The organism is Streptomyces flavidovirens DSM 40150, assembly GCF_000429085.1.
GTDB lineage: Bacteria > Actinomycetota > Actinomycetes > Streptomycetales > Streptomycetaceae > Streptomyces > Streptomyces flavidovirens.
Genome location: NZ_AUBE01000001.1, coordinates 497,657 through 515,007, shown reverse-complemented (window position 1 = coordinate 515,007; position 17,351 = coordinate 497,657). Strand labels below are relative to the sequence as shown.

Annotated in this window: 14 protein-coding genes, 1 tRNA gene and 1 pseudogene; 7 read left to right on the top strand and 9 right to left on the bottom strand. The window is 69.5% G+C overall.

The window, feature by feature from the left end; genetic code table 11:
* The first annotated feature begins 6 nt into the window (after positions 1 to 6).
* Genes G412_RS40045 through G412_RS0102400 form a run of 4 tightly spaced genes read left to right on the top strand, consistent with a single transcriptional unit; the run spans position 7 to position 3,013 of the window.
* Positions 7 to 177 (top strand): hypothetical protein, encoded by a 171-nt coding sequence (locus G412_RS40045; RefSeq protein WP_028810669.1) that lies wholly within the window; start codon positions 7 to 9, stop codon positions 175 to 177.
* Positions 174 to 812: an aminodeoxychorismate/anthranilate synthase component II gene (locus G412_RS0102410; protein WP_028810668.1), complete on the top strand. Its 639-nt coding sequence runs from the start codon at positions 174 to 176 to the stop codon at positions 810 to 812. The genes G412_RS40045 and G412_RS0102410 overlap by 4 nt, the downstream gene beginning before the upstream one ends.
* Positions 809 to 2,227 carry a class E sortase gene (locus G412_RS0102405; RefSeq protein WP_028810667.1) on the top strand — a complete coding sequence of 473 codons (1,419 nt, stop codon included), beginning with the start codon at positions 809 to 811 and terminating at the stop codon, positions 2,225 to 2,227. The genes G412_RS0102410 and G412_RS0102405 overlap by 4 nt, the downstream gene beginning before the upstream one ends.
* Before the next feature lie 45 nt (positions 2,228 to 2,272).
* Positions 2,273 to 3,013: a class E sortase gene (locus tag G412_RS0102400; protein WP_028810666.1), complete on the top strand. Its 741-nt coding sequence runs from the start codon at positions 2,273 to 2,275 to the stop codon at positions 3,011 to 3,013.
* A 151-nt stretch (positions 3,014 to 3,164) separates the two neighbouring features.
* Here the strand turns inward: G412_RS0102400 and G412_RS40410 are convergent, their stop codons facing one another.
* The 7 genes from G412_RS40410 to G412_RS0102365 form a co-directional block, all read right to left on the bottom strand.
* Positions 3,165 to 4,193: a restriction endonuclease gene (locus G412_RS40410; protein ID WP_028810665.1), complete on the bottom strand. Its 1,029-nt coding sequence runs from the start codon at positions 4,191 to 4,193 to the stop codon at positions 3,165 to 3,167.
* A gap of 215 nt (positions 4,194 to 4,408) precedes the next feature.
* Complete coding sequence (gene pknB, locus G412_RS0102390) at positions 4,409 to 6,448, bottom strand: Stk1 family PASTA domain-containing Ser/Thr kinase (RefSeq protein WP_028810664.1); 2,040 nt, start codon at positions 6,446 to 6,448, stop codon at positions 4,409 to 4,411.
* Between the two features lie 168 nt (positions 6,449 to 6,616).
* Positions 6,617 to 8,077, bottom strand: coding sequence for a peptidoglycan D,D-transpeptidase FtsI family protein (locus G412_RS0102385; RefSeq protein WP_028810663.1), 1,461 nt, complete (start codon positions 8,075 to 8,077; stop codon positions 6,617 to 6,619).
* Entirely contained in the window at positions 8,074 to 9,471 is a 1,398-nt protein-coding gene (locus G412_RS0102380; RefSeq protein ID WP_028810662.1) for an FtsW/RodA/SpoVE family cell cycle protein, read from the bottom strand. The genes G412_RS0102385 and G412_RS0102380 overlap by 4 nt, the downstream gene beginning before the upstream one ends.
* Before the next feature lie 21 nt (positions 9,472 to 9,492).
* Positions 9,493 to 11,040 (bottom strand): Stp1/IreP family PP2C-type Ser/Thr phosphatase, encoded by a 1,548-nt coding sequence (locus G412_RS0102375; RefSeq protein WP_051338082.1) that lies wholly within the window; start codon positions 11,038 to 11,040, stop codon positions 9,493 to 9,495.
* A gap of 120 nt (positions 11,041 to 11,160) precedes the next feature.
* A complete protein-coding gene (locus G412_RS0102370; RefSeq protein WP_028810660.1) occupies positions 11,161 to 11,670 on the bottom strand; it encodes an FHA domain-containing protein FhaB/FipA in 510 nt (169 codons plus the stop codon).
* Positions 11,671 to 11,680: 10 nt separating this feature from the next.
* A complete protein-coding gene (locus tag G412_RS0102365) occupies positions 11,681 to 12,550 on the bottom strand; it encodes an FhaA domain-containing protein (RefSeq protein ID WP_028810659.1) in 870 nt (289 codons plus the stop codon).
* A gap of 357 nt (positions 12,551 to 12,907) precedes the next feature.
* Between G412_RS0102365 and G412_RS0102360 the strand changes: the two genes are divergently transcribed.
* Positions 12,908 to 12,990 (top strand) — tRNA-Leu (locus tag G412_RS0102360).
* A gap of 120 nt (positions 12,991 to 13,110) precedes the next feature.
* Here G412_RS0102360 and G412_RS41685 read toward each other — a convergent pair.
* A pseudogene (locus G412_RS41685) lies at positions 13,111 to 13,296 on the bottom strand (glyoxalase/bleomycin resistance/dioxygenase family protein); the annotation flags it as partial.
* A gap of 77 nt (positions 13,297 to 13,373) precedes the next feature.
* Positions 13,374 to 14,729, bottom strand: a complete 1,356-nt coding sequence (locus G412_RS0102350) for an NAD(P)-binding domain-containing protein (protein WP_028810658.1) — start codon at positions 14,727 to 14,729, stop codon at positions 13,374 to 13,376.
* A gap of 202 nt (positions 14,730 to 14,931) precedes the next feature.
* Here G412_RS0102350 and G412_RS0102345 point away from each other — a divergent pair, with 202 nt between their 5' ends.
* Positions 14,932 to 15,291 carry an ArsR/SmtB family transcription factor gene (locus G412_RS0102345; RefSeq protein WP_028810657.1) on the top strand — a complete coding sequence of 120 codons (360 nt, stop codon included), beginning with the start codon at positions 14,932 to 14,934 and terminating at the stop codon, positions 15,289 to 15,291.
* Positions 15,292 to 15,434: 143 nt separating this feature from the next.
* The gene (locus G412_RS0102340) at positions 15,435 to 17,351 is read left to right on the top strand and encodes an NAD-binding protein (protein ID WP_037647309.1); all 1,917 of its coding nucleotides are present in this window, start codon (positions 15,435 to 15,437) and stop codon (positions 17,349 to 17,351) included.

The following is a 17,351-nucleotide window of genomic DNA, read 5'->3' as shown; positions in this document are numbered from 1 at the left end:
GACAGCATGTACGGCTGGATCTGGCGGCATCTGCCGGGCAACGCATGGGTACGGGCGCTGATCGCGTTCGTACTGATCCTCGCGGTCGTCTACGCACTGTTCCAGTACGTCTTCCCGTGGGCGGAGCCGCTGCTTCCGTTCAACGACGTGACGGTGGACGGGGGGTCGGGCCAGTGAGCGCGCGGATCCTGGTGGTCGACAACTACGACAGCTTCGTCTTCAACCTCGTCCAGTACCTCTACCAGCTCGGCGCCGAGTGCGAGGTGCTGCGTAACGACGAGGTGGAGCTGAGCCACGCCCAGGACGGCTTCGACGGGGTGCTGCTGTCGCCGGGCCCCGGCGCCCCCGAACAGGCGGGCGTGTGCGTCGACATGGTGCGGCACTGCGCCGGGACGGGTGTGCCGGTCTTCGGCGTCTGTCTGGGCATGCAGTCGATGGCGGTGGCGTACGGCGGTGTGGTGGGCCGGGCGCCCGAGCTGCTGCACGGCAAGACGTCTCCGGTGACGCACACGGGCGTCGGCGTCTTCGCCGGGCTGCCCTCGCCCTTCACGGCGACGCGCTACCACTCGCTGGCGGCCGAACCGCAGGCGCTGCCCGCCGAGCTGGAGGTCACCGCGCGTACGGCCGACGGGATCATCATGGGTCTGCGCCACCGGGAGCTGCCGGTCGAGGGTGTGCAGTTCCACCCCGAGTCGGTACTGACCGAACACGGGCACCTGATGCTGGCCAACTGGCTGGCGCGGTGCGGCTTTCCGGGGGCGGTGGAGCGGGCGGCCGGGCTCGCGCCGGTGGTGGGCAAGGCCGCCGCGTGACGGAGCTCCGCCCCGAGCACGACGCCGGCCGGGAAGCCTCGTACGAGCAGGGTGCGTACGAGGCGGCTGGCGCGTTCGAGGCGGCGGTGGAGCAGCTCGCGGATCCGCTGAACGATCCGCTGCCGGGGCAGGACCGGCCGGCTGCGGCGCCGGGTCCGGGTCCGGGGCCCGACGCCGGAGTGACCTCGCCGTGGTTCCGGCCGGCGACGGCGCCGCCCGCCGCGCAGCCGGTGAATTCCGGGTACGAGCAGCAGTACGAGCCGTACCGGCAGCCCGTGCGGCCCATGGAGTCCGCGCGGCCCGCGCAAGAAGCCGCGCAAGAGGCCGCGCACGAGGCCGTACGAGAGCCTCAGCAGCCCCTCCAGCAGCCTCAGGGGTCGTACGGCTCCCAGGGGCGGCCCCAGGGCTGGTACGGCGGCCAGCAGCCCGCAGCGGCCCCCGAGCCGATGCCCGTACCCCCGGCCACCTCGGCACCACCCGCCTCGACACCTGCGCCGGCCCCTCCGCCGCCCCCCGCTCCCGTCTTCGACGACGAGACCGTGGCCCTGCGGACGGACGACACCCGGCGCATGGCGGAGGCCGGGGCGGTACCGGTCACTGGTGGCCGCGCGGAGCGTCGCAGGGCGGCCAAGGGGAAGAGGGGCCGCGGCAGGGCCCCCGAGGCGAAGGGCGGGGGGAAGGCTGAGGCGAGCCCCGAGCCGCCGCGCTCCCGCCTTGAGGCCAGGCGCGCCGCCCGCGCCGCGAAGGACAGCCCGGCGGTCGTCGCCAGCCGCTTCTTCGGGGAGATGTTCATCTCGCTGGGCGTGCTGATGCTGCTGTTCGTCACGTACCAGCTGTGGTGGACGAATGTCCGTGCCGGTCTGTTCGCGGGCAAGGAGACGGACAAGATCCAGGAGGACTGGGCGAACGGCCGCAAGCCCGGCGCGTTCGAGCCCGGGCAGGGCTTCGCCATCATGCACATTCCCAAGCTGGACGTCGTCGTCCCGATCGCCGAGGGCATAGACAAGGCGAGAGTCCTCGACAACGGCATGGTGGGCCATTACGCGGAGGGCAAGCTCAAGACGGCGATGCCTTCGGACAAGCAGGGCAACTTCGCGGTCGCGGGGCACCGCAACACGCACGGCGAGCCGTTCCGGTACATCAATCAGTTGCAGCCGGGCGATCCGATCGTCGTCGAGACGCAGGACACGTACTACACGTACGAGATGGCGAGCATCTTGCCGCAGACTTCGCCCTCGAACGTGAGCGTGATCGGGCCGGTGCCGCCGGGTTCCGGTTTCACCAGGCCCGGCAGGTACATCACGCTGACGACGTGCACACCGGAATTCACGAGTACGTACCGAATGATCGTGTGGGGCAAGATGGTCGACGAACGGCCGCGCAGCAAGGGGCAGCCCGACGCGCTCGTCGGCTAGAGCGGGCCGGCCGGACGTATGAGACTCAGGACGGGGACGGGTGCGGTGGCAGCCAGGACGACCGATCAGGACGAGCAGACCGGCACGCCCGTGCCCGCGTCGGCACCCGCGGCGCGCAGGAAGCGCGGGCGTGTCGCGGGCGCGGTGAGCCTTTTCGGGGAGCTGCTGATCACGGCGGGCCTGATCCTCGGCCTGTTCGTCGTCTACTCGCTGTGGTGGACGAACGTGCTCGCGGACCGCGACGCGGACAAGCAGGGCAACGAGGTGCGCGACCGGTGGGCGGGCGGCCCCGGGGCCCTCGACACCAAGAACGGGATCGGTTTCCTGCACGTACCCGCGATGAAGAACGGCGAGATCCTGGTCAGGAAGGGCACCGACGCCAAGGATCTCAATCGTGGCGTCGCCGGTTACTACACAGACCCGGTCAAGTCGGCGCTGCCGCAGGACAAGCAGGGCAACTTCTCGCTGGCGGCGCACCGGGACGGGCACGGCGCGAAGTTCCACAACATCGACAAGCTCAAGGACGGCGACGCGATCGTCTTCGAGACGAAGGACACCTGGTACGTGTACAAGGTGTACGCGCAGCTCCCCGAGACCTCGAAGTACAACGTGGACGTACTGAAGCCGGTCCCGAAGGAATCGGGCAAGAAGAAGCCGGGCCGCTACATCACGCTGACGACGTGCACGCCGGTCTACACGTCGAAGCACCGGTACATCGTGTGGGGCGAGCTGGAACGCACGGAAAAGGTCGACAGACACCGCACGCCGCCGGCGGAGCTGAGCTAGCGTGCCGACCGGTTCTAAGCTGCAGCTCGCAGCTTAGAAAGAGAGTCAGGCGTCTCGCTTTCGAGAGTGACACGCTGTCACTCTCGCCATGAGCTGGGCCCGAAGTCGCAACTTCGACTTGCGACTTCGGGCCCTTTTTCGCGGACTGCTGTTAGCGCAGGACCTCCAGCATTGCCCCCGCGCTCCAGGTTTCCAGCAGGCCGCGGTGTACGGCGGTGATGCCAGCCTGTGCGGCGATGGCGAGTGACTCGGAGGTGAACGGGCAGGTCGCGGCGTACACGGCCACGTCCGCCGCGTGCAGGGTCTTGGAGCCGACGAACTTCTGCATCTCTCCACTCAGCACGGAGCGGTACGGAGCCCAGTGCTTGCACTGCACGACGAACCGGCGCCCGTCGGCCGTGCGACCGGTGATGTCCGCCCCTCGGTCGCCGCTTCCGCCGTGGATTTCTACGTCGGTGCAGCCGTCGCGGCGGAGCAGCTGGGCGACGTGTTCCTCGAACTCCCGCCAGTTCATGCCGTCGATGGAAGCCATCACCCCGGCGAGCCCGCGCTGCCCCTGCACGCGCTCCAGCCGTACCAGCCGTACGTCGTGCTGGACGAGCTTCCGCTCGATCCGCTGCACGTCGTCGCGGAGGGAGATGAGCTCCTTGCGCTGCTCGCCCGAGGATTCGATGAGGGCGTTGAACATGGGGACGACGGCCTTGCCGAGGATGTGGGTGATGCGTCTGTCGATGCGGTCGTCGAGGGGGTCAGGGGTTGTGTGGACAAAGTTATCCACAGGTTGAGTGCGGGCGATGTATTCGGCGTCGAGAAGGTACGTACGCACCTGACGTGCGACTTCGCTGTCCCGGAGGAGCATGGCGACGTTGAGGACTGTGCGCCGGGAGAACAGTGCGAGGGTCGCTGTGTGCGACGGGTTCCCACTGAGGTCCTTGAAGGACCTCAGTTCTGTACCTGCCAAAACACGGTATCCATTCGACTCGAACTCCGCCCTGTGGTCCTTCACAAGCGACTTGATCGCTTCCATGCCGACCTGGAAGTAGGTGGCGACCATTGCGGTGGTGACGTGCATGCCGTCCGGCAGTAGCGACAGGGCCTTGACCCTGTCGAGTACGTCGGTTCGGGCGGCCACGCTTTCGCGCAGTGACTTCGACTCCAGTAGAACGGTTTCGTTGAACACGGTTCCTTGCCCTTTGCTCGCTGGCTGGACCGAGTTGCTTGCAGCAACTCAGTGGTGATCTGCTCAACGAGTCCGTACATATGAAGACACGATCGGGTTTCGGCGAGTCGTTCGACGTCTCCCACTGAGCTCCTTGAAGGAGCTCAGTGGGAAGCAAGAAGGGCCGTGGACTTCTCTCGAAGTCCACGGCCCTTCCGCGTGCTGCCGCCGGCGGGCTAGTCGCTGTCGCCGCCCCGGCCGAAGCCGCCTCCGAAGAGGCCGCCGGCGTCGTTGCCGCCGTTGTTGCCGCCGCCGTTGTTGCCGCCGTCACCACCACCACCGCCATCACCCGCGGTGGTCAGGTTGACGGCCGTGCCCTTGGGGACCTGCTGGCCGGCCGCGGGCTGGGTGAGGACGACGATGGCTTCGTCGTCCTGCGGCTCGGTGATCGTGCCGACGGTCAGGCCGGCGTCCTCGATCGCCTTGCGGGCGTCCTTGAGCTTCTGGCCGGCCACGGGCGGTACCGCGACCTGCTCCGGCTGGGCCGGGGCCTTCGCGACGGTCAGGGTGACGGTGCCGCCCTTGTCGGTCTGGCTGTTGCCCACGGGGTCCTGCTTGATGACCGTGTTCGGGGGCTGGGTCGACTCTTCCTCGACGCGGGAGACCTGGAAGCCGAGGTCGGTGAGCTGCTTGCTGGCCGCGTCGAAGGGCTGGCCGACCACGGGCGGGACATCGGCCTTGGTGGACTTGGCGATGGAGAGGGTGACCGTCTCGCCCTTCTCCGCCTTCGTGCCGCCTTCGGGGTCCTGATCGATGACCGTGCCGGGCGTCTTCTCGGACTCGACCTGCTTGGTGTCGACCTGGAAGCCCTTGGACTCAAGGTTCTGGGTGGCCCGGTCCTTCGACTGGTCCATGACGTCGGGGACCTCGATCTTCGGTGCGCCCGTGGAGACGACGACCGTGACGACCGAGCCTTCCGCGACCTCCTGGCCGCTGTCCGGGGACTGGCTGCAGACCTTGCCCTGGGGCTGCTCCTCGCACTCCTTGCGCTCTCCGACCTTGACCGTCAGATCGGAGTTGGTGCCCAGTTCCTTCGCCTTGGCGAGGGTCTCTCCGACCAGGACCGGCACCTTGACGTTGCCCTTGTCGCTGTCGGGGCCGAAGACGGACTTGCCGATGAGGATCGCGCCGACGAGGACGAGGATGCCCGCGAGGACGAGCAGGATCGTCGAGGTGTTGTTCTTCTTCTGCTGCCTGCGGCGGTCCGGGCGGTCGTCGTAGCCGTAGCCGCCGTCGTCCGGGTTGACCGGCGGCAGCATCGACGTGGGGGCGCCGCCTCCGTCGGCCGAGCGCAGCGCCGTGGTGGGCTGGTCGTCTCCGTGGCCGCCGTAGCCGCCGTAACCGACCGAGCCGAGGGCGGCTGTGGCCGCTACGGGCTGGCCGTCGAGGCAGGCCTCGATGTCGGCGCGCATCTCGTCGGCGGACTGGTAGCGGTAGTCGGGGTCCTTGACCAGCGCCTTCAGGACGATGGCGTCCATTTCAGGCGTGATCTCGGGGTCGAAGTTCGACGGAGGCTGCGGTTCTTCCCGTACGTGCTGATAGGCGACCGCGACGGGGGAGTCGCCGATGAACGGCGGCCGTACGGTCAGCAGCTCGTACAGGAGGCAGCCCGTCGAGTACAGGTCGGAGCGGGCGTCCACCTGCTCGCCCTTCGCCTGCTCCGGGGAGAGGTACTGGGCGGTGCCGATGACCGCGGCGGTCTGCGTCATCGTCATGCCGGAGTCGCCCATGGCGCGGGCGATACCGAAGTCCATGACCTTGACCTGGCCGGTGCGCGTCAGCATGACGTTCGCCGGTTTGATGTCGCGGTGGACGATCTGGGCGCGGTGTGAGTACTCGAGCGCCTGGAGGATGCCCACGGTCATTTCGAGTGTGCGCTCGGGCAGCAGTTTGCGGCCGGAGTGCAGCAGCTCACGCAGGGTGGAGCCGTCGACGTACTCCATCACGATGTACGGGATGGAGACGTTGTCGACGTAGTCCTCGCCGGTGTCGTAGACCGCGACGATCGCCGGGTGGTTCAGAGAGGCCGCCGACTGGGCCTCGCGGCGGAACCGGGCCTGGAAGGACGGGTCGCGGGCGAGATCCACCCGCAGCGTCTTCACGGCGACGGTGCGGCCGAGCCGGGTGTCGTGCGCGATGTAGACCTCGGCCATGCCACCACGGCCGAGCACCGAGCCCAGCTCGTACCGGCCGCCGAGGCGACGCGGCTCTTCCATAGCTAATCCAGCCCTCTCCGTCTGTCCCGACCGCACCTGTGTGTGGTCCGGCGGTGTGCTGTCCGCGCATACGGTACCGGGCGGGCCGAACCTGGTCCGCCCGTGACTGTCAGCTGATACCCGACCGGTACCGCGACGTGGGCGTACGCGGCTGTCAGGTGACCGGCGTCACTTCTCCCTGTCGAGGACCGCCTGCATCACGTCCTTCGCGATGGGGGCGGCGAGACCGCCGCCGGAGATGTCCTCGCGGTTCGCGTTGTCGTCCTCGACGACGACGGCGACCGCGACCGGGGAGCCCTGTTCGGTCTTGGCGTACGAGATGAACCAGGCGTACGGCTTCTCACTGTTGTCGACGCCGTGCTGCGCGGTGCCGGTCTTGCCGCCGACGGTCACGTTGGGGATCTTGGCCTTGGTGCCGGTGCCCTCGTTGACGACCGTCTCCATCATTTCCTGGAGCTTCTGGGCGTTCTCGGGAGAGAGCGGAGTGCTCATCTCCTCGGGGCTCGTCCTCTCCAGGACGTCCAGGTTCGGGTCGGTGAGCCGGTCGATCATGTACGGCTTCATCAGCCGGCCGTCGTTGGCGATGGCGGCGGTCACCATGGCCATCTGGAGCGGGGTGGCGGCGGTGTTGAACTGGCCGATGGAGGACAGGGCGGTCTGGGCCTTGTCCATGTCCTTGGAGAAGACGCTCGCATTGGAGCGGACGGGGACGAACTGCTGCTCGTTGAAGCCGAACTTCTCCGCCGTCTCCAGCATCTTGTCGTTGTCGAGGTCGGCGCCGATCTTGCCGAAGACCGTGTTGCAGGACCACTGCAGGGCGACGCGCAGGCTTGCGTTCTCGCACGGGTGGTTGCCGTCGTTCACCAGGTTCTTGGTGGACAGCGGCAGCCTCCACGGCAGCGGCGACTCGGTCTTCGCGTCCACGTCGTCGTACAGGCCGTGCTCCAGGGCGGCGGCCGCGGTGACGACCTTGAAGGTGGAGCCGGGCGGGTAGGTCTCGCGCAGCGCCCGGTTCGTCGTCGGCTTGTCCGGGTCCTTCTCGTACTTCTGCCAGTTCTTCACGTCCTCGTCGGTGTTGCCGGCGACCTTCGAGGGGTCGTACGAGGGGGTGCTGGCCAGGGCCAGGATCGCGCCCGTCTTCGGGTCGATCGCGGCGACGGCGCCCTTGCGGCTGCCCAGGCCCTTGTAGGCGGCGCGCTGGGCGGCGCCGTTGAGGGTGGTGACGACGTGGCCGCCCTGCTTCTTGTCACCGGTGAACATGGAGAGTGTGCGGTCGAAGAACAGGCGGTCGTCGGTGCCGGTGAGGATGTCGTCCTCGATGGACTCGATCTGGTTGGAACCCATCCGCTGCGAGGTGAAGCCGGTGACCGGCGCCCACATCGCACCGTCCTTGTAGGTCCGCTGGAACTTGAAGTCGCCGCTCCTCGACTCCTTGGACCCGGTGATCGCCTTGCCGTCGACGATGATGTCGCCCCGCTTGTGGGCGTAGCGGTCGATCAGGACGCGGCGGTTGTTGGGGTCCTTGGCGAGCTCGTCGGCCTTGACGTACTGCACCCAGTTGACGCGTACGAGCAGGGCGAGGATGAGCAGGCCGCAGAAGATCGCGACCCGGCGCAGGGGCTTGTTCACGGGCGGACCACCTGGGTCATCTCGGCGTCGGACGTAGGTGCGGGGGCGGGCGCGGGCCTGCGCGCGGTGTCGCTGATGCGCAGCAGGATGGCGATGAGTGCCCAGTTCGCGATCACGGAGGAGCCGCCCTGTGCGAGGAACGGCATGGTCATGCCGGTCAGTGGGATGACGCCGGTGACGCCGCCCGCGACGACGAAGACCTGGAGGGCGAAGGCGCCGGAGAGGCCGATCGCGAGGAGCTTGCCGAAGGGGTCGCGGGCCGCGAGTGCGGTGCGTACGCCGCGCTCGATGAGCAGGCCGTACAGCAGGATGATCGCCATGAGGCCGGTGAGGCCCATTTCCTCGCCGACGGTGGCGAGGATGTAGTCGCTCTTGGGGGCGATGCCGCCGATGAGGCGGGAGTAGCCCTGGCCGAGTCCGGAGCCGAAGAGGCCGCCGGAGCCGAAGGCGTAGACGGCCTGGGCGGTTTCGGTGACGCCGCCGTCCTGGAGGGCGAGAGGGTTGAGCCAGTTCTCGACGCGGGACTGTACGTGGCTGGCGAAGGAGGCGACGCCGACGGCGCCGGCGGCGCTGAGGGTGAGGCCGAAGACGACCCAGCTGGTGCGTTCGGTGGCGACGTACAGCATGATCACGAAGAGGCCGAAGAAGAGCAGCGAGGTGCCCAGGTCGGTCTCGAAGATCAGGATCATCAGGCTGAGGGCCCAGATGGCGAGGATCGGTCCGAGGTCGCGGCCGCGGGGCAGGTACATGCCCATGAAGCGGCGGCTGGCGAGGGCGAGTGCGTCGCGTTTCACCATGAGGTAGCCGGCGAAGAAGATCGCGATGATGATTTTCGCGAACTCGGCGGGCTGGAGTGAGCCGACACCGGGGATGGTGATCCAGATCCGTGCGCCGAACTTGGCCGGGAAGAACATCGGCAGGATCAGCAGCACCAGGGCCACGACCATCGAGATGTACGTGTAGCGCTGGAGTACGCGGTGGTCCTTGAGGAACAGCAGGACGCCCAGGAAGAGGGCGACGCCGAGCGCCGACCAGATCATCTGCTTGGGCGCCATCGCGCCGCCGAGCGCGTCCGTGGTGATGGTCGGTTCCAGGTCGAGCCGCCAGATCAGCACCAGGCCGAGCCCGTTGAGCAGGGTGGCCAGGGGCAGCATCAGCGGGTCGGCGTACGGTGCGAACTTGCGCACCATCAGGTGCGCGACGCCCGCGAGCAGGCTGAGTCCTAGCCCGTAGCCGAGCATGCCGGCGGGCAGGCTGCCGTCCTTGGCGAGGCCGACGTTGGCGTACGCGAAGACCGGGATGATGACGGCGAACGCGAGCATCGCCAGCTCGGTGTTGCGTCGGCTCGGCGCTTCGATCGCGCCGATGGTGGTCGTGTTGGTGACAACGCTCATTTGGTAAGGCCCCCTACGGCTTTACGGCTTACCGCACTGCGAGACCAGCTTCTGCTCTTCCTCGGAGAGGCTGGGGCCAGGAGTGGGCGGAGCTGTAGCCGTCGGAATTTTCTGGGTCTTGGTGGTCTGGGTGGTGGCGCCGGAGCCGGTTGTTCCGCCGGCTTCGCCCTCGCCCGTACGAGCGTCGTTCTCGCGCTCTGCCTTTTCGCGCTCTGCCTTCTCGCGGTTCTCGCGCTCGATCCTGCGGCGTTCCTCGTCCTTCTTGCACGCGGAGGCCTGGGTGCCGAGTTCGGTGACCTTCTCGCGCGCGTCGGCGAGGCTGCCCTCGGTGATGGTCTCCTCGACCTGCTTGCGCTGGTAGGGCGGGAGGTACTTGAGTTCGATCTCGGGGTGGTCCTTTTCGACCTTCGAGAGGGAGACCCAGGCGAGGTCCTGGCTGATGCCCCGGTAGAGCGCGACGTGTTCGTCGTTGGCGCCGACGTAGTACTGGGTCTGGGTCCAGCGGTAGCCGCCGTACAGCCCGCCGCCTACGACGGCGAGCGCGAGGAACACGAAGAAGGATCTTTTGAGCCACTTGCGGCCGGTGCGCGGCTTGAGGAAGTCCTCGTCGCTGTACGCGCCGAAGGTGCCGTCGGGGGCACCTCCGTAGCCGCCGTTGTCACCACTGCCGGGAGGGCCGAAGGCGCCTCCCGGTGCGGGCTGCTGGGGAAGGGGCCGACCGAGGCCCGCCGCGCGGCCCGCGGGGGTCTGCATGGCGCCGCCGTCGTGGGCCTGGAGCTGGTTCTCGGCGACCGCGCCGACGACGACCGGCGTGTCGTTGAGCTGCCCGGCCAGGGTGTCGTTGCCGTCGACGTCGAGGACGTCCGCGACGATGCAGGTGATGTTGTCGGGTCCGCCGCCGCGCAGGGCGAGCTGGATGAGCTCCTGCACGGTCTCCTGCGGGCCGTGGTAGCTGGCGAGCGTCTCTTCCATCGTCTGGTGGGAGACGACACCGGACAGGCCGTCGGAGCAGATCAGGTAGCGGTCGCCGGCCCGGACCTCGCGGATGGACAGGTCGGGCTCGACGTGGTCGCCGCTGCCCAGCGCGCGCATCAGCAGGGAGCGCTGCGGGTGGGTGGTGGCCTCTTCCTCGGTGATGCGGCCCTCGTCGACGAGGCGCTGCACCCAGGTGTGGTCCTGGGTGATCTGCGTCAGTACGCCGTCGCGCAGGAGGTACGCCCGTGAGTCGCCGACGTGTACGAGGCCGAGGCGCTGACCGGTCCACAGGAGGGCGGTGAGCGTGGTGCCCATGCCCTCCAGTTGGGGGTCTTCCTCGACCATCATGCGCAGCTGGTCGTTGGCGCTCTGCACGGCGGTGCCGAGCGAGGTCAGGATGTCCGAGCCGGGTACGTCGTCGTCGAGGGTGACCAGGGTCGAGATGACCTCGGAGCTGGCCACCTCGCCGGCGGCCTGCCCTCCCATGCCGTCGGCGATGGCGAGAAGGCGTGGGCCGGCGTAACCGGAGTCCTCGTTGCCTTCCCGGATCATGCCTTTGTGCGATCCGGCGGCGAAGCGCAGTGACAGACTCATGCGCACCTCGCCCGTCGGCTCCGGGTACATCCGCACGGTGCCCACCCTCCGGTCGGGAGCCCGCGGTGATCCGTTGTGGGGACCGCCGCGGCTCGCTCGCTCCGCTCGCTCATTTTCGTACTACTTCCGCAGCTCGATGACGGTCTTGCCGATGCGGATCGGCGCGCCCAGCGGAATGGGGGTCGGGGTGGTGAGTCGGGTCCGGTCGAGATACGTGCCGTTGGTGGACCCGAGATCCTCGACGATCCACTGGCCGTCACGGTCCGGGTAGATCCTGGCATGACGGCTGGACGCGTAGTCGTCGTCCAGCACGATCGTCGAATCGTGCGCCCGCCCCAGCGTGACGGTCTGCCCCTGGAGGGCCACCGTCGTGCCGGTGAGTGTGCCTTCGGACACCACCAGTTTTGTGGGGGCGCCGCGGCGCTGGCGCTGCTGCGGCGGTGCCGCAGCCTGTTGCTGGCGTCCGGCCTGCTGCGGTCTGGCGTCGGCGGACGCGGTGCGGCGTGAGCCGCGCTGCGTGACCCGCGTACCGAACAGATCGCTGCGGATGACCTGGACGGCCACAATCACGAACAGCCACAGTACGGCCAGGAAACCTAGCCGCATGACCGTCAGGGTCAGCTCTGACATTGCCCCCGCTTCACCCTTCGGCTTGCCGATAAACGATGGTCGTGCTGCCCACGACGATCCGCGAGCCGTCGCGGAGCGTAGCGCGGGTGGTGTGCTGTCCGTCCACCACGATCCCGTTGGTGGACCCGAGATCCTGGATCGTCGGGGGCGTTCCGGTCCGGATCTCACAGTGCCGGCGCGATACGCCGGGGTCGTCGATCCGCACGTCTGCTTCGGTGCTGCGGCCCAGCACCAGCGTCGGGCGGGACATCTGATGGCGGGTGCCATTGATCTCGATCCAGCGCCGCGTCTGCGTGCCCGGCATCGGGCCGGGGCCCGCGCCGGCCGGTCTGCCGGATACGGCTGCCGGTCCGCCGGGCCTGGCGCCGGGCGGCGGGGCCGCGGGCATGGGGGGCGCTCCGGGGGCGGTCGACGGCGGGTAGCCGTAGCCGCCGCCACGGGGGGCGGCGGGTGCGGGGGCGGGACGGCCGGGGGCCGGGCTCTGCGGCGGGGCGGACTGCGACGTACTCGATGCGAGGGTGCGGCTGCGTACGCGGTAGAGACCGGTGTCGAGGTCGTCGGCGTTCTCCAGGTGGACCTTGATGGGGCCCATGAAGGTGTAGCGCTGCTGCTTCGCGTAGTCGCGGACCAGGCCGGAGAGCTCGTCGCCGAGCTGGCCGGAGTACGGGCTGAGCCGTTCGTAGTCCGGGGTGGAGAGCTCGACGATGAAGTCGTTGGGGACGACGGTCCGCTCGCGGTTCCAGATGGTGGCGTTGTTGTCGCACTCGCGCTGGAGGGCGCCGGCGATCTCGACGGGCTGGACCTCGGACTTGAAGACCTTGGCGAAGGTGCCGTTGACCAGACCTTCGAGACGCTGCTCGAAACGCTTCAGGACTCCCATGGGGCACCTCCTCCGTCGTTGTCGTCCTGGTACTGCTTACTGATCGTATCCACGCGTCGGGAAATCGGCTGGTTCCCCTTGTCTGCACAGTGGATGAGTGTCACCTCTCACAGGGATCGTAGAGGTGGCCCACTGACAGTGTCCCGCACCCGGGGAGCACTCTGGAGGAGTGGGTGACGGGCGGCGGCGTTCCTTTGCCGTCGCCCTGCGTCGTTGCCTTCCTCGTTCCCCACCTCGTTCCCCTCCTCGGGTCCCCCTGAACAACGGGTGTGAATCCACCCTGGCCACCGTGCTAATCTTCTGCATGTCGTCAGGCGCTCGCACAAACCAGTGAGAGAATCGAACGGCACCACTCATGCGCGAGTGGCGGAACGGCAGACGCGCTGGCTTCAGGTGCCAGTGTCCTTAGGGACGTGGGGGTTCAAATCCCCCCTCGCGCACTTTTGAGAAACCGACGAAACGGGTCTCGGCAGGTGACGGAAGTCGCCCGCGGAGGCCCGTTTCGCGTTGTCCGTTTCGCGTTGTCCGGATCGAGTGGTGTGGGTCGGGTGGTGCGGAGGTCAGCCGCAGCAGGTGCTGCCCTGCTGCTTGGCCAGGGTGCCGGCGTCGGCCTTGACGACGTACACCTCCCAGGGTTCCCGGCCGGGTCCGTGGACCCAGACCTTGTCCTGGAGGGCGTAGCAACAGGTGGTGTCCCTCTACTCCGCCGTGGTCAGGCCCGCGTGGGACAGGCGGGCGATGGACGCGGCGAGGTCGGGGACGCGCAGGGCGAGTTGTACGCGCGACATGGTGTGCCTCCTGCCGGGTGAGTGGGGTGGGGAGCTCAGCAGCCGCCGGAAGTGGCCGGGGCCCCTGAGCCGATCTGGAAGGTGGAGGGGGCGGCGCAGCAGCCGCCTCCACCCTGGGGCTCGGCCGCACCTGGCTCGTCGAACAGGCCCGCGCCGCCGCAGACGCCGGTCTCCGGGAGTGTCAGTTCGACGCGTTCGGCGGCTTCCTGGTCGCCCGCGAGGGCGGCCGCGATGGAGCGGACCTGCTCGTAACCGGTCATGGCGAGGAACGTCGGCGCGCGGCCGTAGCTCTTCATGCCGACCAGGTAGATGCCCTGTTCGGGGTGGGACAGTTCCTTCACGCCGTGCGGGTAGACCGTGCCGCAGGAGTGCTGGTTGGGGTCGATCAGCGGGGCCAGCCCGGCCGGTGCCTGGAGGCGCTCGTCGAGGCCGAGGCGGAGCTCGGAGACGAACGAGAGGTCGGGGCGGAGCCCGGTGAGGACGATGACCTCGTCGACCGGGTCGAGCCGGCGGCCGTCCTGCGCCACGAGGACCACCTGGTCGCCGGACTTCTCGACGGCGCTGATGCGGAAGCCGGTGGCGGCGGAGGCGTACCCGTCGTCCACGGCCGCCTTGGCGGCCAGGCCCAGCGCGCCACGCGCCGGAAGCTGGTCGGCTCCGCCGCCTCCGAACGTGTCACCGCCGATCCCGCGCCGCAGGATCCACACCGTGTGCGTCCCGTCCGTCTCCTTGGCGAGATCGGCCAGGTACGCGAGCGCGGTGAACGCGGAGGCGCCGGAGCCGATCACGGCCGTGCGCTTGCCGGCGTAACGGGCCCGTACGACAGGGTCGTTGAGGTCGGGTACGCGGTAGGAGACGCGGTCGGCGGCCGCGCGCTCGCCGAGGGCGGGCAGGCCGTCGCCGCCGATCGGGCCGGGGGTGGACCAGGTGCCGGAGGCGTCGATGACGGCGCGGGCGGTGAGCCGCTCCTCCGTACCGTCGGTGTTCAGGACGTGGACGGTGAAGGGCTGCTGTTCACGGCCGGCGTCCACGACCCGGTCGCGGCCGAGGCGGGACACACCGGTGACGCGGGCACCGAAACGGACCTTGTCGCCCAGGACGCCGGCGAGCGGCTGGAGGTAGTCCGCGGCCCAGTCACCGCCCGAGGGGTACGTCGTACCGTCGGGCGCGGACCAGCCGGTCGGGGCGAGCAGCTTCTCGGCCGCCGGGTCGACGACCTCGGCCCAGGTGGAGAACAGCCGCACGTGGCTCCACTCGCGGACGGCGGCGCCCGCGGCCGCTCCGGCCTCCAGGACCAGGGGCTCGATGCCGCGCCCGACGAGGTGGGCGGCGGCGGCCAGGCCGATCGGGCCGGCGCCGATCACGACGACCGGAAGCTTCTGCTCGCTCATGACTGCGGTCTCCTTGGTGGCGGGGCTGTTGGGGAGGTGGGGGCGCGACCGTAAGGGCGACACGTCCCTGTATCGAAGTGTGTCTATGTCATGAGGCTCGCACCTGCATAGACCCTTGTCAACATAGACGCGTGTCGAATTAATCTTGCTGGTTCCGGGTCTGGAGGGGTGAGGTTGGTTCGATGCGTGTCAACATAGACGTATGTCGAACGCAAAGGTCCTGCCGCTGCTGGAGCCGGACATCGTGCCCTGCTGCCCGCCGCTGAACGAGCGCCCCCTCACCGCGGACGAAGCAGTACGCACCGCCGCGATGTTCAAGGCACTCAGCGATCCCGTTCGCTTGCGGCTCTTCTCGGCGGTCGCGTCGCACGAGGGCGGGGAGGCATGCGTGTGCGACATCTCCGACGTCGGCGTTTCCCAGCCCACCGTCAGCCATCACTTGAAGAAGCTGAAGGAAGCGGGGCTGCTCACGTCCGAGCGCCGGGGCACCTGGGTGTACTACCGCGTGGAGCCGTCCGTGCTGGCCGGGATGAGTAAGGTGCTGGGACAGTACGCCGCCTGACCAGTTCAGCGGCCACTCTTCTTTTTGGGCGACGGCGGGCGGGCCGGGGGATTCCCGTGCGATCCCCGCACCGGGCGAGGCACTCTACGCAGGTGCCTTCACTTCCCCCTCAGCGCTCCACGGACAGTGCGCCGGCCGGACACATGATCGTGTGCGGTGACGACGCCTTGGCCCACCGGCTGGCCGCGGAGCTCCGCGACGTCTACCGGGAGCGGGTCGTGCTGGTCCGGCCCGGCGGCGGACCGGCGCTCGGCCCCCGGCTCGCCGTGCCGGGGCAGGGCCGGGCCTCCGCCCTCCTGGGGCGGGTGTCCGCCGCCATGACAGGAACGCCACCCGCCCCCGAGGCGGCTGATCCCGCCACCGTGGAGGCCGACGAGCCCACCGAGGCGGTGCTGGCCTCTGCGGGCGTGGCACGGGCCGCCGCACTGGCGCTCGTCTACGACGACGACGAGACGAACATCCGGGCCGCGCTCGCGGCCCGCCGCCTCAACCCCGGTCTGCGCCTGGTCATCCGGCTCTACAACCGCAAGCTCGGCCAGCACCTGGAAGAACTCCTCGACCAGGCCGCCTTCGTCGCCCTGCCGGACCTGGACGCCGCCGCCCTCGACGCGTCCACCACCGTCCTCTCCGACGCCGACACCGCGGCGCCCGCCCTGGCCGCCACCGCCGTCGCGGGCACGAGCAAGGTCGTCCACGCCGACGGGCTGCTGCTGCGTGCGGTGGAACGCACCCCGCCCGGACGCGGCGAAGTCGCCGATCCCGGCCTGTGCACCCTCGCCCTGCTCTCCGCGACCACCAACGACCCGGCCGGGGAGGAGGGTTCGGACAGCAGCGGCACGGCAGGGCCCCAACTGCTGCCCGACCCCCGCACCGTCACCGCCGCCACCGGGCGCGGAACCATCGTCCTCGAAACGGTGACCCACACCGGCCCGGTCCTGCCGGCCGGCCGTCTGGCGGGCCGGGGTGTCCCGCTCTCCGAGCTCTTCTCCCGCCGCCTGCGCTGGGCCGTCGCCGGCACCGGCCTGGCGGTCCTCGCCCTGGCGGTCGCCGCCTGGCAGGTCACGGACGACGGGCTCCTGCACGCCGCCTACATCACCCTTCTCGACCTCTTCTCCATCAACGACCCCGCCGTCGGCGAGTCCACGGCCCGGCAAGTGCTCCAGCTCCTGTCCGGACTGGTCGGTCTCGCCCTCCTGCCGCTCCTGGTGGCCGGAGGGCTGGAGGCGCTGGGCACGTTCCGCGGTGCCGCCGCCCTGCGCCGCCCGCCGCGCGGCCTGGCCGGCCACGTCGTCCTGCTCGGCCTCGGCAAGATCGGCACCCGGGTCCTGGCCCGGCTGCGCGACCTCGACATCCCCGTCGTGTGCGTGGAGGAGGACCCCGAGGCACGCGGTGTCGCGCTGGCCCGCCGCCTGCGCGTCCCGACCGTGATCGGCGACGTGACGCAGGAGGGCGTCCTGGAAGCGGCGAAAATCCACCGCGCGCACGCCCTGCTCGCCCTGACGTCCTCCGACACCACCAACCTGGAGGCCGCCCTCTACGCCCGTACGGTCAAGGCGGACCTGCGCGTCGCGCTGCGGCTGTACGACGACGACTTTGCCACCGCCGTCTACCGCACCCTGCGCGCCGCCCACCCCGACGCGCTCACCCGCAGCCGCAGCGTCTCCCACCTGGCCGCCCCCGCCTTCGCCGGAGCGATGATGGGCCGCCAGATCCTCGGCGCCATACCGGTCGAACGCAAAGTGCTCGTCTTCGCCGCACTCGTGGTCGCCGGCTACCCGCAACTGGAGGGCCGTACCGTCGCGGAAACCTTCCGGCCCGGTGCCTGGCGCGTCCTCGCCCTGGACACCACCGCCCCCGCCGACCGGCGCCCCGACCTGTCCACCCCGCACCCGGCCGACGGCGAACAGCGCCCCACCGGCCTGGTCTGGGACCTCCACCCCGGTTACGTACTCCAGTCCCAGGACCGTGTCGTCCTGGCCGCCACCCGCCGGGGGCTGGCCGAACTGCTCGGCAGGCACCCGCAGCCTCGTACCGGTCCGGGGACGCCCGCACAGCGCTGA